Raw genomic sequence first — 22,800 nt, 5'->3', positions numbered from 1 at the left:
AAGCGAATTGAGGATCTGTTATTATGGAGACGATTTTACTGGTTCCACGGATGTGTTGGAGGCACTGACGAGTGGTGGTCTGCGAATGATTTTATTTATGGACGTGCCAGAACTAACGTTATGGAATGAAAAGTTCTCCGACTATGACGGCTTCGGGGTAGCCGGTGTGACACGTACCATGTCGCCCGAACAATTAGAGGTGACTTTGAAGCCGGCTTTTGCAGAACTTCGCTCCTTCGGTGCGCCAATCACGCACTATAAAGTATGCTCGACCTTCGATTCTTCTCCAACGTCAGGCAGTATCGGAAAAGTTATCGATATCGCGAGGGAAGTGTTTACAGAGCAGCGCTATACTCCTATTCTGGCGGGCTCCCCTGTTCTAAGGCGCTATACGGTATTTGGAAATCATTTTGCAGCTGCCGGAGAAGAGATCATAAGGTTGGATCGCCATCCGAACCTAAGCAAGCATCCGATCACTCCGATGAATGAAGCGGATCTACGGTTTCATTTATGCAAGCAAACTAAACAGTCCGTCGGACTAATGAATGTAATGGATTTGGAGCAGCACGGTTCTCTCCTAGAGGAGCGGTATACCCAGGTACTGAGCCATGATCCGGATATTTTGCTGTTTGATGTGCTAACTGAAGAACATCTAGGTAAGATCGGCGGTATTTTATCGCGTGAAAGCGAAGCGGCTCCACTATTCGTGGTCGGTTCTTCAGGAATAGAATACGCGCTTGTTGCGCACTGGAATAGAAAAGGCAGCATGAACCCCGCCTCATTATCTAAGCAAGCAGAACCAGTAGAACAAATTCTAATCGTGTCAGGCAGCTGCTCGCCGGTGACTCAAGAGCAAATTGAGTGGGCACTGCGACACGGCTATGAGGGGATTCATATTCCGCCAGCGTATTTACTGAATCGTACTTCGGACAAGATCACTTCACTGTTAAGTCAGGCGGAACAAATGCTGAAGGACGGAAAAAACGTCATTCTCTATACGGCATTGGGGCCGAACGATGAATCCATCGAATCTGTGCAAAGTATATTAAAGGAACAAGGTCACGACAAAGCAAAAAGTGGGCAGTTAATAGGTGAATACTTAGGTGACTTAACGCGAGAGCTTATCGCTTTAACGGACTTAAAACGGGTTGTTTTTGCAGGAGGAGACACCTCAGGCTTCGCTGTAAAGCAATTGAATATTTATGCTTTGGAAATGATCGCATCCACGGTTCCAGGAGGACCATTATGTAGAGCCTACTCGGAAAATGTGCGAATCAACGGGCTAGAGCTGGTGCTTAAAGGCGGGCAAGTGGGTCCTGCTGATTTTTTTGAGAAGGTGCGAAGAGGGGACGCTTAAATGCGCAGCCAGAGAAAAGGTTGTTGAATAGAACAAAAAGAAATCGCTTTCAGGTTTAGTTGATATTCTATGTTTGTTTTCACATTACTGATACTAGGAGGACACTATGAGCATCGTACTACGAGGCATTACTTGGGATCATACGCGCGGTTATATCCCGATGGTAGCTACTTCGCAGAGGTTTGCGGAGCTGGTCCCGGAAGTAACCATTCAATGGGAAAAACGGTCTTTGCAGCAATTTGCCGACGCGCCCATACAAGCTTTGACAGATAAATACGATTTATTAGTTATAGATCACCCTTGGGCAGGTTACGCGTCCGAGTCCGGTGTGCTTCTGTCATTGAATACATATTTGCCGGATGATTTTATGCAGAACCAATCGACGAATTCCGTAGGTCAATCTCATCTCAGTTATCATTTCAACGGCAGTCAGACTGCTCTAGCAATAGATGCGGCCACCCCTGTTGCCTCCTGGCGATTCGACTTGTTGGAGCGGGAGGAGGAGCAAGTGCCCGTTACCTGGGAGGAACTACTAAACCTTGCTCGAAAAAAACTTGTCATTTTTCCGGCTATACCGATCGATAGCTTAATGAATTTTTACATGCTGTGTTTTGCCCAAGGGGAAGAGCCGTTTGGCGGCGACGAAATGGTGGTTTCTTATGAAAGCGAGCAAGCGGCATTAGAAGCTTTAAGAGAGCTTGCTTCTTACTGTCGTTCCGAAATTTTCCGAATGAATCCAATTGCCGTGTATGAGCATATGACTACTTGGAATGACATAGGCTATTGCCCGTTCGCCTACGGCTATTCAAACTATGCCAGATCAGGTTATAGTAGAATACCGCTGACCTTCGGAGATTTGGTAACTTACGGGGATCGCGGTCCTATGCGTTCAACACTTGGGGGAACAGGGCTCGCAGTCTCGGCAGCCTGCAAGCATAAGGAACTGGCGGTGCGGTATACGCAATATGTAGCAAGCGAGGAAATACAGAGCACGTTGTATACGATGGCAGGGGGTCAGCCGGGCCACCGAAAAGCATGGATCGGCGAGGAGACGAATCGCTGGACACAGTCTTATTTTAGCCAAACGCTTCCTGCCCTTGACAGAGCTTATGTAAGACCGCGTTATAACGGTTATTTGCATTTTCAGGATCAAGCTGGCAATTATGTTCAGGAATATATGATGAATGGCGGCGATACCAGGCGAATATGGGAGCTAATGAACCAGCTGTTCCGCGAATCGCTGACCATTTCGAAAGAGAGGCGGTTAGGATGACTACAACTTCCGCGTTCAAACCATTGGAAGGACTGCTTGTGCTTGATTTTGCCCAGTTTTTATCTGGACCTTCCGCTGCTTTGCGTTTAGCCGATCTCGGTGCAAGAGTAATCAAAGTGGAACGGCCGGATGGAGGCGATCTTTGCCGGCGGCTCTATGTCTCTAACCTGGAGCTGGATGGAGACAGCACTTTATTTCATTCTATTAACCGCAACAAAGAAAGTATCTCCGCCAATTTGAAAGATCCCGACGATTTAAAGCTGATACGAACATTGATCGAAAAAGCGGATGTCATGATACAAAATTTCCGCCCTGGAGTCATGGAAAGGATCGGCTTACATTATGAAGTGGTACGGGAATGGAATCCGCGTCTTGTGTATGGCGAGATTACCGGATATGGCAAAACAGGACCTTGGAGTGGCAAGCCGGGGCAAGATTTGCTAGTTCAATCGCTTTCTGGTCTGGCATGGTTGAACGGCAATGCGGATCAGCCACCAGTTCCGTTCGGTCTGTCCGTAGCCGACATGTTCGCAGGGACTCATTTGGTGCAAGGCATTCTAGCGTGCTTAGTGCGGCGATCTGTTACGGGAAGAGGCGGACTTGTCGAGGTCAGCTTGTTGGAATCTATTCTCGATGTTCAGTTCGAGGTATTGACAACCCATATGAACGATGGGGGAAAGCTTCCCGAGCGGAGTGCCGTGAACAATGCGAATGCGTATTTAGGTGCACCCTACGGAATATATGAAACGGAAGACGGCTACATTGCCTTGGCAATGGGTTCGGTAGTCCAGTTGGGTCAATTGCTGGAATGCGACCAGCTTGAATCATTCAATGATCCTTCAAGCTGGTTTACTTATCGAGATAACATCAAAGCCATATTGAAAAATCATTTGAAAAACCGTCCAACATCGTTCTGGATTTCCCGATTGGAACCGGCGGATTATTGGTGCGCTGATGTGCTGAACTGGAAACAGCTGCTGGAGCACGAAGCGTTCCGACATTTGAATATGACCCAACAAACGGTGAACGGCAGCGGTGCACAGCTTACGACCACTCGCTGCCCGATTCGTATTGACGGCAGCCTTCTGCTCTCTTCAGTTGGAGCTCCCAAAATCGGAGAGCATAACAGCAGAATCAAAACGGAGGTGTTATAACCAAATGATTCGACCTCTGTTCTATGAAGAATATGAGACTGGCGTCACAAGAGAGTCGTTCGGAAGAACGATAACGGAAACGGACATTGTGATGCACGCAGGACAAACGGGCGATTTTTATCCTCATCATATGGATGCTGAATGGTGCAAACAGCAGGATTTCGGCCAAAGAATTGCGCATGGGACACTGATCTTTAGTGTAGCCGTAGGCATGACGGCCTCAGAAGTGAATCCCGAAGCATTCTCGTACGGGTATGATCGTCTCCGATTTATTAAGCCAGTCTTTATAGGAGATACAATACGAGTGCGAGTGACCGTTCATGAGAAGAAGGATCATCCGAGACGCAGCGAATTTGGGATCGTTAGCGAGCGGTGCGAGACGTTCAACCAGCACGGGGATACGGTATTGGTATGCGATCATCTTTTGATGGTCAGGAAACGGGGAGGAGCTGGAGCATGAATTCAAGTCGGTTGAAGCTCATTTCGCGTCAATTTGAAGGCTTTGATGCCTCATTTGCCGTTCAGGCAGAACATTTTGAACAATTGACCGGCTGCAGGGTAAACCGAGAGTTCGAAGAAATTCATAGGCTCTATGACCGTATGATTACCGGCAAGGAAGCTGCTTCAGGAGAGCATGACTTGTTTCTGTGTGTCACGGACTGGCTGCCGGAAGCCATTCAAAAAGGGCTACTGCTTCCTCTTAACGAGTTTCTGAGCGAAGATCCACCTGAAGGGTGGCCAGATGCATGGAACCCTAGCATGAGGGGGCTGCAAACAGATAAAGACGGCAGCATTTACGGCTTGCCCTACCACGATGGCCCGGAAATGTTCATCTATCGCAGCGATCTTTTCGATGATCCGGCGGAGCAGGAGGATTTTGCGAAGCGATTTGGCTACCCTCTTCAGGTGCCTGCAACATGGAGCCAGTTTATCGATATTGCACATTTTTTTACACGCCCGGATGCCGGGATGTACGGGGCGTTAACGGCTTCATTTCCAGACGGTCATAATAATGTATATGACTTTTTGATCCACCTATGGAGTCGAGGCGGGGACCTGGTGACGAAGGATTGGAAAGCAGCTTTTCACCAAACTGCCGGTCAAGAAGCCCTGCAATTTATGGTTGATTTGATCTACAAGCATCAGGTAGTCCCTAAGGAAGCAATGGATATGGACAGCATCAGGAGCGGGCACTGTTTTGCACAGGGTGGGATAGCAATGATGTGGAACTGGGCAGGGTTCGCCGCCGTTGCGGAAATGCCGGGGATGTCCAAGATCGCAGGAAAAGTCCGTACAGGACTTATTCCTAGAGGAGATGGACCGCAAGGCATTCATATGTCGCTGAACATCTATTGGGTGTTGGCCATAGCCGCAGGCAGTAAAAACAGGCATATGGCCTACCGGTTTATGAAGGAAACCGCATCAGCGAAGATGGATAAAGCTACGTCCTTGTACGGCGGGAACGGGACGCGTCTGTCTACCTGGCGCGATCAGGAGGTAAGAAAGCAGTTTCCGTATTACGAGCATCTGGAGACCGTGCATCGGAATGTCAAAAGTCCGCTCCCGATTCCGGAGTATCCGGCCATTAATGAGGTATTGTCTCAAATGGTTGATGACGCAATGCGACTTCGGACTCCGGTAACGGAGGCTTTAACCCGTGCGGCAGAGCTGGTAGATGACATTTTGGCTCGAGCAGGTTATTGCTGATGACAAGAAATGGAGGTGGAGAAGATGAAGCCGAGTGAAGAGCAAGAAAGTCTATTAGACATAGACTATAAGCCGATGCTGCCCAAAGACATGAGCAGAGGAATAGGCATTATAGGAGCCGGCGAAATTGTCGTTCAAGCGCATTTGCCTGCTTATCGGATGGCAGGATTCCGGGTCGTAGGAATATACGATACGGATCGGAGTAAAGCGGAAATGGCAGTCCGCAATCATTCGGACATGATCGTGTTTACGACTTTGGAGGAGCTCTTCCATCATCCTGAGGTGCAGATCGTGGACATTGCGGTGCCTGCCCAATTTCAACCGGAGATTGCCAAAAAAGCGGCTCGTCTCGGCAAGCATATTCTTTGTCAAAAGCCCTTAGCCGAAAGCTACGCAGAAGCCCGGACTTTGGTTGATGTATGCTCCTCTTTAAGCATCAAAGCAGCCGTCAATCAGCAGATGCGGTGGTCACCGGGCATTCAGGCAAGCCGTTCCATCGTAAAGCGCAGATGGCTCGGAGAGCCTCTTCAGGCTTCTATTCAAGTAAATGTCCGTACGCCATGGGAGAACTGGCCTTGGCTTACTCAAATAACTACTTTGGAGATCATGTACCACAGCATTCACTATTTGGATTCCGTGCGTTATGTGCTCGGTCTGCAGCCGGAATATGTATATGCGGATGGAGCCCGACTCCCTGGTCAGCCTTATCGTGGGGAAACCCGCACCATGATCCATCTTAAATTTCCGGGAGAAACACGAGCTTTAATCCATGATAATCACAACAACGGGATGCCCCAAGATGATTGGTATGCTACATTTCGTTTTGAAGGGACGGAGGGAACGGTCAAAGGGACGAATGGCGCTTTATACGATTATCCTTCAGGTCGTGAAGACACGTTATCCTTGTACAGCAACCGATTGCAACGGGGATGCATGTATACGCCACAGCTGGAAGGCAGATGGTTTCCGCATGCATTTATGGGAACTATGGGAGAATTGATGAGGGCCATTGAAGAAGACCGGGAACCGGAAAATAGTATCAAAGATAATTTGATTACCTTACAAACCGTTTTTGCCGCATATCGCTCCATGGCGGAAAACAGGCCGGTCTATTTGCAAGAAATCATAGAATGAACTTGGGAAGAGCCTGATCCTCAATTGTTAAAAGAGATACTACCAGCATGCAAGGATTGGTTGTGCTCAACCTATTGAAGGATAGGAAAATCATCAAGAAATTTGATTAGCGGTGATCTTGAGCTTGAATTCGTTGCTCTTGGTATACTTGTAACATTGATACTTTGTGCAGCCGATGAGGAATGAATAAATATGGAATATAATACCAATTTTAATATTTGATTCTGCATGCTATTTAGAAGGCAAAAAAGACGACATTAATCCATAAATGGAGCGGTCGTCTTTTGTTTCACCCTCGTATAGCTGGGCAGGAATTTGCATAATATCGGGCTATGATGGATGATTACTACGTATGCTTCAAAATGCGAACAGGACCATATAGACCTCCACTTGGAAACCATTCCTGCCAGCCCAGCTCTTCTTCAGTCCGCTCCCGGTTCCAATACATGACATCGGGATTGCCACCTACCAAGCTGGTTGGCCTGCCGATTTCATAGTGGGTGCCAAGCGTGTTAGTCACCCGAACTCGAAGCCGATGCTTACCTTCAGGTAAGTGGGGCAACGTAAAGCGGTAGGGTCTCCAAAGGCGTACACCTAGCGGATGGCCGTCCACCCACACTTCAGCAGTACCTCGTACATGTCCCAGGTCCAGTTCAGCACCATGGAGCGCTGTGCTGTTGATTATGGTTTCATATTCGACCACTCCACTGTGATGAGGAAGATGGAGCGCCGTTCGCCAATCCCCTAGTGTTCCTTGTGTAGGGGCTGTCTCGAAACGTATCGGAGCGAGTAGAACTGCCGCTTCCGTGTTAGAGTCAATAGGAGTGATTCGGATGGCGGCTGCAGCTCCGGCTTGTTGTACCGCGAATTCGATGAGTCCATCACGCACGGCAGTCTCAACGCCGTTGATCCATGCTCGCAAGTCCCCTGAGGATTCTATCCGCATTTTCCTCGCACCTATGGGGAGAGGGAAGCGAAGCCAGACCGGGCGGCTGATACAATCCGGATCAGCGACAAAGGGGAGTGGCTGCGTATCTGGAACAGATTCGGGCATTAGCCAGCCAACCCGCGGAAGCGGATGAGGCCTTGCAGTGATCCACAACGACTCCGTCTCGGCAAACTGGAGGACAGAGAAATGATGAACGCCCGGAGCGTGACCCTGTTCATCGGACCAATCCTCACCAGTGAAGAGGCTAACTGTTTCTCCGTTGAGCAGCTCAATAATTCCGTCGGCAAACACCTCGCCCTTGCCTTCGGGCAAGGCGAATCGAACTTCGTTTACTCCGGTTTGCCACCATTCGGTGATGTCAATTTCTTCATGACCCTGCCGTATATAGGGATTGAAATCGCCATGCTCAGTTATTTTGACTCCATTTACGTACAGTACTGCTCTGCCGCGTGCAGCGAATACGATACGTACACGTTGAATTGGACTGTCCGTACTGCACTCGATTTGCTTCGTTAAACTGGATTGCAGATTAGGATTTCTAGTGAATAGCCATTTAGGTAGTGGGGGATGTGCAGTCTCGTTCACTTCAACCGCTGCCCTCAACAAGCCTTTGCCGATCGCCTGTGCCTTTAACAACAGTTCATTGAGTCCAACGTGTAACTCAATCCAAGCAGTTTGCTCCTCAGGTCCTCCGCTCCAGCTAATCTCCTTACCATTGACAGTCCCTGTAATATTCGAATTACTTTCTGTCCGAATCCAGTATCCGCCGGATGATGGAGCCATAACGAAGGTCCTAGCGCAGACGAACTCTCCTTTAACAAACTCGCCCAAATTAAGAAAACGACGCGGGATGCGGCCCATTCGTCCGGCCCAGGAACGCATAGACAAGTCACCGAAGACGCTGCTATATACTTTGATAACGGAATGTGCTTCAATGAATTCTTCACCTAGGCACACATGCCAATAGCCGGCTTCGCTCCAAAGTCTGGTCAACCAATCGGATTCATCCAAATCTGGCAGATGCCATCCCGAGCTTTCCCCGTCGATCGATTCCTTCTCCAATCTCACATTCATGCTGCGGCGTTCGATGGGTACAAGTCCATTTCCGCTTCCGTGCAAGTCAAAATCTCCGAATCGGTTATCCAACGTGGGTTCTACCCGGATGCGCCAACCGTCCTGAGGCAGCTCCAAGCTGTCGCTCACATTTCCAGTCCTGCTGACTATGGCAGGAAATGGGGATGGGGAGGCTGAATCCTTAGCTGTGACCTGATCCTTAGCTTTACTTGCAGTACCTAGTTCTACGCAGACTATCAGTGCTGCCGGCCAAGAGCTGAAGGGCACCTGCAATTCAATCCATTCACCCTCTCTTTTATAATCGAGGGGTTCCATATCGCCGTTGACAGGGTTCCACAGCTGTGGCACTCTGTCAGTTCTTAAACGATATACGGTTGATTCGGGGAATCTCGTATCCGGGCTTGCCGGTTGATGCATTCTTAACAATGATCCGTTCTCCGGAAGTAGCAGGAATACTTCAGAGTCGGCCGTTTTGCGGTGCAGAGACTCTCCCGGACCCTCCACTCGTCTAGGGACACGCGCTTCGATCAGCGCGACTGCCTCCTCCGCCGAATCGACATAGATCGCACCCGCCAAATCTTGCTCCGTTTCCGGCACTCCTACCGCGATGACGAAGCCGGTTCCCTGCAACCAGGTTTCTATACGGGATCGAGCATCGTCATCCATAAGGGTCGTTCCGCACAATAGCAAGACAGCAAACCGCTCCTCAGCTATTTTCAGCTTATCGCCCTCAGAGATCGCTTTTTGCAACGCGCTGTCATCTGCGATATCGAAATCAAGCTGTGCTTTTCGCAGTGCTCCAGGTTGATTATGATCCCGACGGCTCCAGCTTCCAGTCATTTGTTTGTAAATATTTTGAATCCGGGTGACATCCTCATTCGGGTCCCGGTTAGAGATTCCCATCGGGTGTTCGTTCTTTTTCCCATCGGCCAGTGATAGATGTCCGCAAACCGCATAGGAAGGGTAATGGACTGCAATATCACAGACATGCGTTCCCTCGCTCAGCATGAAGCAAAGGCGGCTGATCGTATCCGCGAAGACTGGATAGTGCTCGAAGTAGGGCTGGCGCCATCCCGTATCAGGGGGAGCCCACTCCCACCACCCGCCTCTCGTGCTGTAGTATATCGAATGAGGGCTATAAACCGTAGCTCCTGCTTGAAGCCATGGGATCAGCCAATGCATCGTTTCCTCCAGTGTACCTCCCCAGCCGCTTGAATGAAATGCTTCCAAGAATACCCTGTTGCCGCCATGCAAATGAACCATGGACGAATGCGGCTTAATCTCGCCGTCCATGTCACTTCCCGGTGCATTATACCAGCGATGAGTCCGAAAATAATCCAAATAAAGCCGCTGCGCCCCGTGAGGGTCTGCTCTTCTAGCTGGACCCGCTTGATCGCAGCAGAGAAGCATTCCTCGCTCCCGGTGCCATTCTCCAAGCGGGATGAAGAACGATTGCTCCGCAAGCTCTGCAGCCAAACGGTACACTCGACGGCGCAGTTGGGTATAACCAGGCAGAGGATCATATAACAATGGAAGGAGCGGCACCAGTTCCTCACCAAATCGCTCCTTGTAGAGGAAAGGAAGCTCTGGGGTCCATAACGGTAGTGGGGGGAGCTCGTCCTGAAAGCTGCCTGCTATCGTTTTGCCGAGATCCTGTGAGAAGCGGCGATCCATCTCCCCATGAACACGATTGATTAATTCTTTCGTTGCTGCAGGGTCCAGCCAGTTGAAGCCTTGCCGAACCGCCGCATACGTGTAATCCTCAGCTTGGTACAACACTTCCGAAGACGCGGGAATTTCTTCATCGGGCAAAAATCTACGAAGCTGATATCCGGCCATTTCCGGACGCTCGGTAACAATTCGTGCTGGCATGTTCGAGCCCGAAAATCCGATCTGGTCGTAAAACCAAAGGTACATGCCGAGCCGTTCCGCTTCTCGCAGCGCTACCTCGAACATGAGCCACCAATCTTCGCTTGCAAACGCAGGACGATCACTAACAGAACCATATTGCGGACCAGTAGGTGCCAAATTAATGATGCCGATGTTCCGCAGCCCTCCTTTTCGGAACTTCCACATTTGCCAACGCACCCGCTCCTCCGTTACTTCTTCGGCACTCCACCACCAGAAGGGAACCGGACCGAACCGGGGGTCGGCTTGGGTGAACTTTTTTTGCAGTTCAGAAAAGATCAATGATATCACCACACCTTTATCTCCTAATGAATATCTATTCTTGAATCATAATGAAGGGCAGTAGGTCAATCTAGGGGAGTATCATGCCATTTTGTAGCTTATAACGGCTATTCGTCTTGAATATTCTGCTGATTACAGCTTTATTTATGACAATATAGGTAATAACTCCGTTTTGCAGGAGAGATTTGGCCGCTGGTATGGACGCGCCGTTTTAATACATGGCATAATAAGGTTATGCAAAAAAGGAGAAAGAAGGGGGACGCAGCAATGAAAATTGTTTTGGCTCCAGATTCTTATAAAGGAAGCCTGACTGCTAAAGATGCTTGTGACGCAATGGAGCAAGGCATTCGCAGAGCAATACCCGATGCTGAGATTGTAAAAGTACCGATGGCGGACGGCGGTGAAGGCACTGTCAGAAGCTTGGTCGACGCTACGGATGGTTCACTGCACAAGGTTACCGTTCAAGGGCCATTAGGCTCTCCTGTGTCTGCAGTTTATGGCATATTGGGTGATGGAATTACTGCCGTTATCGAAGTAGCTGAAGCCTCAGGTTTATATTTAATCGATAAAGAAAACAGAAACCCGCTGCTCACTACCACGTATGGTATGGGTGAGCTTATTAGGCATGCCCTCGATCAGGGATGCAGGTCTTTTATTATTGGGCTTGGTGGCAGCGCAACCAACGACGGTGGGGCCGGAATGGCACAAGCGCTAGGAGTTAAGCTGCTGAACAAAGCTGGCAAGCCTATTGGTTTAGGCGGCGAGGCTTTAAGTGAAATAGATTCAATTGACGACGCACAGATGGACTCGAGAATTCGGGATAGCCGCTTTATTGTAGCTTGTGATGTAGATAACCCGCTATGTGGACCCAACGGAGCAAGTGCCGTATTTGGTCCGCAAAAAGGAGCTACCCCCGAGATGGTTAACCGTTTGGACTCCTGTTTGAATCAGTTCGCAGAGGTCATACGAAGAGATATCGGTACTGATATCATTAATCTTCCTGGCGCAGGCGCGGCGGGAGGCATGGGAGGCGGAACGGTCGCTTTCTTGAACGCAGAGCTAAAGCCCGGAGTGGATATTGTCATCGAAGCGGCTCAACTGGAGATGCACTTGAAAGGCACAGACCTCGTCATCTCTGGTGAAGGTCAATGCGATTTTCAAACGGAACGGGGAAAGACTCCCTATGGTGTGGCCAAAGCGGGCCAGCGTAACGGTGTACCTTGTGTATTAATCGCTGGATCCATTGGCAAAGGTATCGAGTGTTTGTATGACAGTGGCGTTATTAGTGTATTTTCCATGGTAGATAAACCGATGCCTCTCGAACAGGCAATGCAAGATGCGGCGCAATTGGCTGCGGATACAGCGGAGAGAGTGGTCAGGCTGTTTATTGGAGGAAGAAAATAAGGTATATTAATTATTTAATACATTAATTATTATTACGAAACAAAAAGGAGTTATTTATTCATGCTTCGTCATATTACTTCATCGTTCAAAGCAGGAGCATTACTAAGTACCGTTGCTGCAGTCGGATTGATGCTTCCTACATCCGCAGGAGCCGTTTCCGTTTCCCAGCAGCACATTCAGTTATTCCCTGAAAAAACAGAAATTGTTGTTAATGGTCAGAAGGAAGTCCTAGAGGAGCCAGCTGCGCTCATTCAAGACCATTTTTATGTACCGGTTAGATGGCTTGCGGAAAAGCTGCAATTAAAGCTTAATTGGGATGCTTCTACCAATAAAGTCGGACTTATAACTCCGAAGGCGTTTATCGAATTCGATTCGTCTAACGGCGTCATACAAGTCAACGGCAAAGCTGTAGATTTTGCTTCTGTAGCAGAGATTCGTAATGATCGTCTGTTAGTCCAATTGTCATGGATTGCCGATTATACGGGGGTAAGTTACAAGCTGGCATCGGATATGCAAAGTGCGGAGTTAAGCTTCATAGGGACGCTATCCACTGCGTATAAGGAATCAGATTTGATTAAAGACGATGCTCAGCCTAACTCGAAGCCGATAGCTTTGTTCGCTTTAGGGAAATCGGCGTATCGATTGGGCGAGAAGGTCGATTATGTTGATCTAAGCTACGATCCGGATGCAGAAGGACTACCAGGGTATGAATGGGAAGGGAATAAAGATGCATTCTACAAGCCCGGCACTTATCCTGTGACCCTTCGCGTCAAAGACGGTAAAGGAAATGTCAGTGACCCCTTTACGCGCTCAGTAACCATATTGGATGAGCCGTATCTGGAGCGGGAGGCGTTTCCTTACTACTACAGCAATAGCGGAACGGTGTTTCAAGCAGGGAAAGGGCTGCTGAACTCGTTATCGAGCACTGAACGGAAGCTGCCTGTGCTGGTTCGTCAACCCGAAGATCGGCCCTTAATTGTCGGGAGAAGCATGAACCCAAACAGTCAGTTAGGCTATTTATATCAAGAGAAGGTCAATGGAAAGGCACGTTTGAATCTTCAATATACGAACGGAATGGACAAGCCAGCTCGTTTTGCAATCGCGATACGTAACAACAATGAGAAAGCCGTACATATAACAACAACCCGCAAATCGCAACCGAACCCCTCTATTTACGGTGAGATAAGAGCCAATAAAACGGCGGAGGACTTCTTGAGCTCCAAATCGCTCGATGAAGAAATGGTAGTTGAAGCTGGTTCAACGGCGTATTATGCGCTAAGCAAGGATATCGATCCAGGACAAGTTTTCCAAGGCTTGTATGATATAACAGCCGATGGGGAGGTCAGCGTGTCGTATCTAATGATTAACCCTGGGGATTCCACCTATGATCTCGGTAAATATTCGATTGTAGGCCAGAAGGAATCCAAAAGCGGCACCTACCCGGTATCGGAGGTTACATGGCAGATCGATGCAAGCAATTTGAAAGAAATGACGAAGCTTGGCATTGGAGACACTTCGTTGGAGCCGGCTTTGACAGGGATGAATGCTTTCTCCAAGGAATCCCTTGTAAATGAAGGGAATTCAGGAGTTCGTTACCGGATTAAATTGGATAATGCAGCTAAAACGGGGATTGCTTTACATCCAAGAAATGGATTCGTTCAAGGCTCAGTTCGTGTAAATGGCAATGTGGTAACCTATCCAGCTGGTGGATTGACGTCCAATGAGGGGTTATTGTTGTATCGTACAACGGGTTCGGAGAAACAAGTCAATATCGAATGGATGTCTACCGGCAGCGCACAGCTTCCCCTTGATGTGGTGCTGTATCCGTTGAATGCAAAATAATAGCTATTTTATTTTCATAGAATTTTATCCTAATCTAACTTTATACCGAAGGAGCTCTTAATCAGCATGTTTTTTGCAAAAAAATGGTGTATTTTATGGACTGTGCTCTCACTGTCAACCGTGACATTGCCAGCAGCCTCCACAGCTGCATGGGCAGCCTCGGAATCGGCCGCAGTGAAGTCAGTACCTGTTAGTAAATCGTCTCTATTATATATTGGAAAAGATGAAGCTTATTTGAACGGAAATCCGTTAAAGCTCGAAGCACCGGTGCTGGAAGTAAAAGGACAAGCCTATCTACCGGCGGTCAGCCTTCCTTCATTGCTTGGGGTGTCAGTCCAATGGCAGGAGTTAAGTCAGAGTGTTCATCTGACGACGCCATCGGCTTTTGCAGAGTTTCAGCTCGCTTCAAAGCAGTTGAAAGTCAATGGAAGCTCAGCTAGCTTTGACAAGGCGGCAACCCTAATCAACGATCGGTTATATATATCGATGGCTTGGCTGGAACAATATATCAGCTTTAAAGCAACCAAGAACGAGGAGCTCAAAAGAATTGATCTGTTGTACGTTCAAATGCCAGCAGATGGAGCCTTTCATAATGATACGATGCCGAATACGAAGCCCATTGCACAGTTTTCGGTCAATAAGGACAAGTATCGTCTAGGAGAACCAATTATTTATTCGGATACCAGCTATGATCCGGATGGCGATGCAATCACAAGTGTCAACTGGACAGGGAAGGCTGAAGCTATATTCGAGCCGGGGTTATTCAAAGTTTCCCTTCAAGTCACGGACAGTAAGGGGACTGAGAGCGAAACCTTTTCCCGTAATGTAGAGATTGTCAATGAACCTTATCTCGACCCGTTCGAGTATAAAGTGTATCATGAGCCGGTTGGGACCTTTGTGAAGGATGAGGAAGCGACACTTCGTAAATATTTGCGTGATATTCCGTCACTGCCAAACGAGGCCAAGCTTTCCAAGGAACGGCCGCTTATTGTAAGCGACAGCCCGGAAACCTTTACGGAGAAAGGATTTTTATATCAGGAAAAGGTAAACGGCAAAGCCAGATTATATGCAGATCATGTCAATGGAATGAACGAAAAGGTACAGTTTGCAATTGTAGTCCGTAATCCGAATCCAGATAAAACAGTCAAGATCACGACGACACGTTCTGGAGAAGTATATCCCTCAATCTATGCAAACTTAATAGGGAACGAGGCTTCCATTGAGTTTTTGCAGGATGAAGGCAATAAGCCTGAAACGATCACTGTAGGCCCTTATCAAACCGTATATTATAAGAAGATGCCGGAGTTCTTCCCGGGTCAAGGCATGAATGTGATATATGATGTAGAAACGGATGGAGAAGTCTATTTCTCATTCGTAGCCATGGATGCAGGTGCGGACTTGAGCTCTATCGGCATGTTTGAGCGTCTGGACTACACTGGTAATGTAAGAGGGACGTTCAGCGGCTCTGATGTAACATGGAATGTGGATGCCAAATCGTTCACCAAGCCGTCCAGCTTGGCGATTGGAGATGGTACGTCAGATCCGTTTGTTACCGGCGACGACTTTTTTAGAAAGCATGACTCGTTGAATCTGGGCAACTATGGTGTTGTCTATAAGATTCATATCGAGAATCCGCGTAAAATGTCAGTTCTGCTGCTGCCGCGAGGTGGTGTATTTAAAGGACCGTTCGAAGTAAATGGTCGGATTATCCAAACGCCTCCGTCAGGGGTTATGATGGATTACCAAGGGTATACCATTTTGGCGCGTACGGATGGAACGGAGCCTTCCTTGGATATTGAATTTACGCCTGCCGCAGGCTCGGCTTTCCCTGTGGATGTCATTTTTTATCCTTTGGATGATAAATAAACTCGTTTTTTGTATGTCAAATATAGGTTATACTAAAGGCAGCGATTGGATTAAGGTGGGAGAAGGAGAAGCGAACGGATGATTATTGTACGCAATTTATCGAAATCATTTCCGCCAGATCATCAAGTATTATCAAAACTCAGTTTCCAAGCCGATGAAGGGGAACTGATTGCTTTGGTGGGGGCAAGCGGAAGTGGCAAATCGACGCTTTTTCGCTGCCTGTCCTTAAAAATGAAGTGGGACGAGGGCCAGTACATCTATGATGGCAAAGATATTTCCGGCGTGCGCGGCTTGGAGCAGCTCAAGCTTCGCAAGGACTGGGCTTATCTGGAGGAGAAACCGAGCTTGAACCCTCGGAAATCTGCTCTGAAGAATGTATTAAGCGGGTTGTTCCTCCACAAGGCTTGGTGGCGTATTCTCTCTGGGACAACATCCAACGACGATCATATGACGGCGATGGATTATTTGGATAAAGTCGGCTTGCTGGACAAGGCGCATGAGCCAGTAGAAAAGCTGAGCGGCGGAGAGAAGCAGCGCGTCGCCATTGCGAAAGCGTTAATTCGGGGAGCTAAGGTTATTTATGCGGACGAACCTGTATCCGGTCTGGACCCGGAAGCTGCAATCAAAGTGCTTGAAGACTTAAAGGACATTTGCAAGAAGGATAAGGTTCTAGTGTTCTGCAGCTTGCATCAATTGGAGCTTGCTGAGAAATTCGGTTCGCGCATCTGGGGATTGTCCGGAGGCAGGCTCGTGGTGGACATTGCAGGCAGAAGATTGACACAGAGGGAAAAGGAACTTATTTTTTAGTAAGACAAGCAAGGGATGGTCCCATAACCCATCGGAAGATGACGGAGGGACCGTCCCTTTGTTTCATCCAGGAACATCGTAATTGTTTATTGACTGAGAAAAAATGATATGCTAATCTAGATTGTAATCGATTACTTTAGAGTGAGGAAAAATAATGAGTTCAGTCAAAGAGGTAGCAGAGCTTGCAAACGTGTCCGTTGCAACGGTATCCAGAGTTCTCAACAATCATCCATCCGTTAAAAAAGAATACAGACAAAGGGTCATGAAGGCTATAGAGGAGCTTAACTATAAGCCCAACATACTTGCTAAAAATTTAAGAAAACAGTCCAGTAGCACCATTGCCATGGTAATGACTACAATAGCCAATCCATTCTATGCAGGTATCGTTAGAGGTGCTCAAGAGGCCATTCGCAATAGCGGTTATAATATGATCATTGGAACAACAGAGTGGCAAGCAAATACATATGAGAATATGCTCAGCACGAGCCAGGTGGACGGAATAATTATTTTATCCTCATGGGCCAATAAGAAAACGATTCAAAGCTTAAACGAACAATATCCTGTAGTGATGTGTAATGAGTATTACGATGATATTAACATCACTTACGTATCCATTGACAACAAAAAGGCCGGCTATGATGCAGCATGTGAATTGTTAAGAAGGGGTCACCGAAATATTGTATATGCTGCAGGATCCAAGAAGTCCAGCTCTGTCAATGATAGGCTAAAGGGATATAAAGAGGCTTTGAGTGAAGCTGGCATTCACTATAATGAGCAATTGATCATTAGGCCAACTCAGGGTCATGGGGAAGATGGTCAGATGATAAATAGGTTAAATGAGCTTGTGGAACAAGGGATAACGATCGACGGCATACTGACGCATTCAGATTTGATGGCATCCTATATTCTAAAAGGAATTAAAGAAAATGCAATTCATGTGGCCAAGAATATAAGCATAATTAGTTTTGATGGAACCTTTCTTACGGAAATTTCTAACCCTGGACTAACAAGTATTGTACAACCAGCCTTTGAGTTGGGCTTCTCAGCGGTAAATATGTTAATTCAAAAAATACAAAATAAAGAGATCAACAAAAGCGGAAGGCTCATCCTGGATCATCAATTAATCACCAGGGAAACATAAGAGCTTTCTTTTTTATAATAATAAGTAATCGATTACTTTATGATAATTTAGGATAATTTACGGAAAATTCATAATAGGATGACATTCTCATAACATTTTAAATGTATCTTAATTAGAGTAAAAAGTAATCGATTACTAAATTGAAGTTCTGGTTGATACAACAATCCCTAATAAGTATAAAGCGACAAACCGTTTATTTTCAATCTAAAAAGTAATCGATTACTTTTAGATAATATACCCAAGAGGAAGGAAGAAAGAATACTATGACACAAACCAAATTCGAAGAAGTGTACTCTACGTTTAATGATCCCAATGCGCGTGCTTTTACCGTATCGCATCGAGGCGATTGGCGGCATTATCCTGAAAATTCGTTAGCAGCCGTGAAATCTTGTATGGATATGGGGATTGACATGGTAGAAATTGATGTCCGTAAAACTAAGGATGGTCATTTGATTCTCATGCATGATAAAACGGTCGATCGAATGACCAACGGTTCGGGGAAGGTGTCTGATTTAACACTGGAACAAATGCAACAATTATTTCTCTTTGACGGTAAGGGAAGGGAGGGAGCACAGTTAACCAACATGAAAGTACCGACCCTGGAAGAGATTATGCAGCTTGTCAAAGGCAAAATGATGATTAATCTTGATAAATGCTGGGACGTTCGTGAAGAGGTCTACGATATTTTAGTAAAAACGGATACACTTCAGCAAGGTCTATTCAAAAGCAGTTCAGACTATAAGGAAGTGGACGCTTTTTTGAGTAGTAAATCTATTCGGCCAGAATACATGCATGTGATCGAAGAATTTAATGTAGATCAATTAGGTAAGGTATTGAGTGTAATTATACCTAAGGCGTTAGAGCTTGTTTATCCCACTGAGGAAAGTTCAGTGATCTGTGAAGCGAACTTTAAACCTTTAATTGGGAAGTACCGAGTATGGGTAAACTCCATTGAAAAAAAGCTATGCGGTGGTTACGAAGATACACCATTAGGCTGGGAATGGATGGTCCGATTCGGCTTTAATATGATTCAAACGGATTGGCCGCTAGAATTAAAAACATTCTTAATATCAATCGAGCACTGATCAAATAAAGCTGAGGGAGTGAACATAGTAATGCTTAATAACCGTTCTTATCGATTCGGAACGAATCTGATGTGTGCTGTTGTATGTATAACCCTGCTTAACGGTTGCGATACAACAAATCAGACTTCATCTGCTTCAGAAGGGGGAAGCCGATTGACCATCAGCCTGTTACAATATCTGTGGGAATCAAAACCCAGGGATATTTAACGGATGAGGAGTTTAATCGTTACATAGCCGAGCCGGTGAATAAACAATATCCTTGGATCACAGCAGAAAAGGTCATCTATAATACAAAAGGTGCGAAACTGTCAGAACTCGTCGCAGCAGAAAATGTTCCTGACATTGTAATAACCAATAATGTTAATGGAATGCCGGAATTTCTCGAATTGGATCTGGCTGCTCCTCTTACGGAGTTGATTCAAATGTCTAAATTCGATTTATCCAAAATCGAGTCACAGGCTATTGAAGCAGTAAAAGCTGCAACCCAGATGAAGAATCTTGTTGCGCTGCCTTATTCTAGAAATTTCCAGACCTTGTATTATAACAAGGATATCTTCGATAAATTTGCAGTACCTTATCCAAAGGACGGGATGACATGGGAGGAGGTTACGGAACTCGCCAAGCTTTTAACCCGTAATGACAACGGTACACAGTATAGAGGTCTTGAGCCCAATGTTCCGGAGAGGCTGTCATCACAGCTCTCTTTATCTTTCGTCGATCCGACAACCAATAAAGCCGCATTGAATTCAACGGAATGGAAACAAGTCATGGATAGGATGATAGCTATTCATTCGATTTCAGGTAATCAACAAATTGTGTACAATAATGAGGCTGCTGACTTGTTTTATAATAAACGTACATTAGCCATGCTGCCTGATATTAATTTATTCGGTGACTTAAGTAAATTCAAGGACTTGAATTGGGATATGGTGTCATTTCCTGTTTGGGATCATCTTCCTGGTGTAAGTCCGGGAATTGATGCGCATTTAATGGTGTTATCTAAAACCAGCAAGAAGAAAGAGGATGCATTTCGTGTGATGTCTGCTGTTTTATCTGACGATGTCCAACTGGACATGTCCAAGCAGGGAAGATACAGTATTTTAAAAGATACAAGAATCAAGGATGCCTTCGGTAAAGATATTACATGGATGGCAGGTAAAAATATTCGTGCTGTTAATATGACCCCGGCAAATCCCTACCCCCAGACCGAATTTGACAAAGAGGGCATCAATGCCATTAGAAATGCACTATCCAATGCTATCAAGAATGGCAGGGATTCGAATACAGTATTAAGAGAAGCTTCAGAAATCTTCGATAAAAAGATCGAGGAAGCGAGGAAGAAATAAAGCTACTTGCTGACACTAAAAAGTGTTGATCCTTTAAGCTTCGGGGATCAGCACTTTTGTTGGGTGTTGATTTGGATGATACCAACTGAACCTATGCAGCTCGGAAGGATCGCACGGCAAATATAATCACGCTTCCGAGAACGATGATTAATACAACAGGCAAGAACCAAATTCCTAAGCTATTCATGGCACCACCTGCAGAGCGGATCATACTCCATTCAATATAGGAAAACAGGATCATAATTTCGAACTTCAACCAGCTCAAGAGCAGCAGCGCATTGGAATATTGCCTGACCGCATTATCAGGTGTAACTTCTCGAGGGTAGTTAAACAACTGCGGATATTTTCTAAGAATCGTAAGACCAACAAACAAAATAACTCCGATGCTTGGAAGCAGTAGAAGGCTGCTTTTACCACCCCAGCGGTCGGCTTCGCCTAGTGCGTTGAAATGAGAGGGTATTTTTTCCGGCAGTTCGGAAAATATGCTAAACAAATACACGAACGTGCCTAGTAGAACAAGGATCGAGACAATGTTATGAAACTTCTCCAATGTGGTTTTTGCAATGGATATTACGGGTCTATTCTCCATAGGCTCTATGATCCTCCATCATGAAAAAAAGAAACGGCTGTCAGGTTGAACTGAGTTGACCGTCTCTCTTATTTTATTCGCAAATTTAATGGCTTATGTAGTCGAACTTGTGAGTGTAGCAATATGTCGGGCAATCATTCCGCCGTGCAACCGACCACTCTCGATAAATACTTCGTTAGCATCGTTTCCAGAAGCGGCAACACCTGCTATGTATAATCCTCGTACTGTAGTTTCCATCGTATTAGGGTCATAGAGAGGCGCTGTTTGTTCAACGTTTAATTGTACTCCGGCATCGGTTAACATGGAGCGATCGGGTCGAAAGCCGGTCAGCGCAAGGACAAAGTCGTTATCCAACTGCTTCTCTACACCATTTTCCAAAATGGTAACAAAGCGGTCATCGATGGAGACTACTTGAGAATTGAACATCATGGTAATTTTCCCTTTACTCACCATGCTTTCGAAAATCGGCCGAACCCAAGGCTTTATATTAGGCGAATATTGTTCGCCTCGATAGACGACCGTGACGTCTGCTCCCACTCGCAACAGATCCATAGCCGCGTCAATGGCAGAGTTGTTGCCCCCAATAATAACGACCTTCGTACAGCTGTAAGGATGCGCCTCACGATAATAATGGGTTACTTTGGCTTTATCTTCTCCAGGAATGCCTAACATGTTAGGATGATCAAAATATCCTGTCGCTACGATGACGTAACGCGCTTGAGCCGTGGAACCATTACCGAATCGGTCACTTACCGTAAGCTCGAAAAATCCGTTCTCTGTCTTACGTATCTCGTCTACAGAGTGATAGGACTGGACTCTAACTTGGCTCCGTAGAGCCGTACTTCGGTAATAATTCAACGCCTCCAGACGAGAAGGCTTATCATTAGGTGTAGTAAAAGGTATGCCGCCAATTTCCAGCAGCTCCGGTGTACTGAAAAAATGCATATAAGTTGGATACAGGCTTATGGAATGGGCGATGCAATTTTTCTCAATAATGAGGGGGCTGATGCCGATCTTCTGCAGCTCGATAGCCGCGGATAATCCGCAAGGGCCGGCCCCGACGATAATAACTTCCTCCAAAGGGAAACACCTCGCTTGTCGATTACATTAATGCGTACTTACATTACACTTTAATAGTAACCGATCAAGAGTAAGGCTGCAAAGTCAATAGCCCCTTTTTTGACAAACATAGACAAAGGCAGGTGGGACGTTCAACATAACAAATTGAATCGATAAGATATCAAAATGCGATTGGAGCTGTTTTTTCATCTGTAGTGAATATTGAAATGCGATAAAATAACCATTTGGCTTTAAGGAGCTGTAAATTTGTTCAACAAGAGCTTCGCGAAGCGTTGGTTGAAAGTTGGCAAAGGGCAGACCACTAATGATGCAGTCAACCTGTTCCAATCCTTTACCTTGAATAGATGTAGACAAGCTTAGCGCATCGGAAAAGGTGCTTGAGTCCGGATATTGAAACCGGAGCTGTTTGCGCAAATAAGGATCTCTTTCAAATAAAAGAGCTGTTGTTCCCGGCTTCATAGCGTCATGAATAGCGCGGGTAATGACCCCGGTTCCACAGCCTAGTTCAGCCACACTGCCGATTTCACTCCAGGGCACATTGTCTATCATTTTGTTAGTTAAAAATCGGGAGCTTGGAGTTACACTGCCGATAGATCTGGGAGTACGAATAAATTGATAAAAGAATTTTACTTTTTCCATAGCCGCAGACGGCAGATTGGCATTCATTCCTTGTCCTCCTTTTTCAGATAAACCAATTATATCTTAAACAAGAAGACAAAACATGAAACTTACCTGAAAAAATTCTTAAGAATACGATATGAATAAATATTCTTGATGAATGGGGATGATATATCGGGTTGAT

The 22,800-nt window shown here is 46.4% G+C and carries 17 protein-coding genes; 13 read left to right on the top strand and 4 right to left on the bottom strand.

Annotated features, from left to right (window positions below):
* The first annotated feature begins 7 nt into the window (after positions 1-7).
* From QMA13_RS18910 to QMA13_RS18885, 6 genes are all read left to right on the top strand, one after another.
* Positions 8-1,357 (top strand): four-carbon acid sugar kinase family protein, encoded by a 1,350-nt coding sequence (locus QMA13_RS18910; RefSeq protein WP_282935313.1) that lies wholly within the window; start codon positions 8-10, stop codon positions 1,355-1,357.
* 106 nt (positions 1,358-1,463) lie between these two features.
* The gene (locus QMA13_RS18905; protein ID WP_282935312.1) at positions 1,464-2,630 is read left to right on the top strand and encodes an extracellular solute-binding protein; all 1,167 of its coding nucleotides are present in this window, start codon (positions 1,464-1,466) and stop codon (positions 2,628-2,630) included.
* A complete protein-coding gene (locus QMA13_RS18900) occupies positions 2,627-3,784 on the top strand; it encodes a CaiB/BaiF CoA transferase family protein (protein WP_282935311.1) in 1,158 nt (385 codons plus the stop codon). Before QMA13_RS18905 ends, QMA13_RS18900 begins: the two co-directional genes overlap by 4 nt.
* 4 nt (positions 3,785-3,788) lie before the next feature.
* Positions 3,789-4,244 carry a MaoC family dehydratase gene (locus QMA13_RS18895; RefSeq protein ID WP_282935310.1) on the top strand — a complete coding sequence of 152 codons (456 nt, stop codon included), beginning with the start codon at positions 3,789-3,791 and terminating at the stop codon, positions 4,242-4,244.
* Complete coding sequence (locus QMA13_RS18890) at positions 4,241-5,491, top strand: extracellular solute-binding protein (protein ID WP_282935309.1); 1,251 nt, start codon at positions 4,241-4,243, stop codon at positions 5,489-5,491. The genes QMA13_RS18895 and QMA13_RS18890 overlap by 4 nt, the downstream gene beginning before the upstream one ends.
* A 24-nt stretch (positions 5,492-5,515) precedes the next feature.
* Positions 5,516-6,625: a Gfo/Idh/MocA family protein gene (locus QMA13_RS18885; RefSeq protein ID WP_282935308.1), complete on the top strand. Its 1,110-nt coding sequence runs from the start codon at positions 5,516-5,518 to the stop codon at positions 6,623-6,625.
* Positions 6,626-6,971: 346 nt separating this feature from the next.
* On the opposite strand, the gene QMA13_RS18880 is transcribed toward QMA13_RS18885, so the two are convergent.
* Positions 6,972-10,850 carry a hypothetical protein gene (locus QMA13_RS18880; RefSeq protein ID WP_282935307.1) on the bottom strand — a complete coding sequence of 1,293 codons (3,879 nt, stop codon included), beginning with the start codon at positions 10,848-10,850 and terminating at the stop codon, positions 6,972-6,974.
* Between the two features lie 255 nt (positions 10,851-11,105).
* On the opposite strand from QMA13_RS18880, the gene QMA13_RS18875 reads away from it, so the two are divergent.
* The 7 genes from QMA13_RS18875 (at position 11,106) to QMA13_RS18845 (ending at position 20,329) form a co-directional block, all read left to right on the top strand.
* Complete coding sequence (locus tag QMA13_RS18875; RefSeq protein WP_282935306.1) at positions 11,106-12,242, top strand: glycerate kinase; 1,137 nt, start codon at positions 11,106-11,108, stop codon at positions 12,240-12,242.
* 60 nt (positions 12,243-12,302) lie between these two features.
* On the top strand, positions 12,303-14,084 hold the full coding sequence (locus QMA13_RS18870; protein ID WP_282935305.1) for a stalk domain-containing protein: 1,782 nt from the start codon (positions 12,303-12,305) through the stop codon (positions 14,082-14,084).
* Positions 14,085-14,150: 66 nt separating this feature from the next.
* Complete coding sequence (locus QMA13_RS18865) at positions 14,151-15,950, top strand: stalk domain-containing protein (RefSeq protein ID WP_282935304.1); 1,800 nt, start codon at positions 14,151-14,153, stop codon at positions 15,948-15,950.
* Between the two features lie 78 nt (positions 15,951-16,028).
* Complete coding sequence (locus QMA13_RS18860; RefSeq protein WP_282935303.1) at positions 16,029-16,757, top strand: phosphonate ABC transporter ATP-binding protein; 729 nt, start codon at positions 16,029-16,031, stop codon at positions 16,755-16,757.
* A 154-nt stretch (positions 16,758-16,911) separates the two neighbouring features.
* Positions 16,912-17,898 carry a LacI family DNA-binding transcriptional regulator gene (locus QMA13_RS18855; protein WP_282935302.1) on the top strand — a complete coding sequence of 329 codons (987 nt, stop codon included), beginning with the start codon at positions 16,912-16,914 and terminating at the stop codon, positions 17,896-17,898.
* Positions 17,899-18,161: 263 nt separating this feature from the next.
* Positions 18,162-18,983, top strand: coding sequence for a glycerophosphodiester phosphodiesterase family protein (locus tag QMA13_RS18850; protein ID WP_282935301.1), 822 nt, complete (start codon positions 18,162-18,164; stop codon positions 18,981-18,983).
* Between the two features lie 179 nt (positions 18,984-19,162).
* A complete protein-coding gene (locus QMA13_RS18845) occupies positions 19,163-20,329 on the top strand; it encodes an ABC transporter substrate-binding protein (RefSeq protein ID WP_282935300.1) in 1,167 nt (388 codons plus the stop codon).
* 91 nt (positions 20,330-20,420) lie between these two features.
* Here the strand turns inward: QMA13_RS18845 and QMA13_RS18840 are convergent, their stop codons facing one another.
* From QMA13_RS18840 to QMA13_RS18830, 3 genes are all read right to left on the bottom strand, one after another.
* Positions 20,421-20,918: a DUF1648 domain-containing protein gene (locus QMA13_RS18840; RefSeq protein ID WP_282935299.1), complete on the bottom strand. Its 498-nt coding sequence runs from the start codon at positions 20,916-20,918 to the stop codon at positions 20,421-20,423.
* A gap of 93 nt (positions 20,919-21,011) precedes the next feature.
* Positions 21,012-21,998, bottom strand: coding sequence for a YpdA family putative bacillithiol disulfide reductase (locus QMA13_RS18835; protein ID WP_282935298.1), 987 nt, complete (start codon positions 21,996-21,998; stop codon positions 21,012-21,014).
* 84 nt (positions 21,999-22,082) lie between these two features.
* A complete protein-coding gene (locus QMA13_RS18830; protein ID WP_282935297.1) occupies positions 22,083-22,664 on the bottom strand; it encodes a class I SAM-dependent methyltransferase in 582 nt (193 codons plus the stop codon).
* Between the last annotated feature and the right edge of the window lie 136 nt (positions 22,665-22,800).

Origin of the sequence: Paenibacillus sp. RC67 (assembly GCF_030020805.1) — a bacterium.
Lineage (GTDB): Bacteria > Bacillota > Bacilli > Paenibacillales > NBRC-103111 > Paenibacillus_S.
Note: the sequence above shows the minus strand (reverse complement) of the source record. Positions and strands in the feature narration are given on the sequence as shown.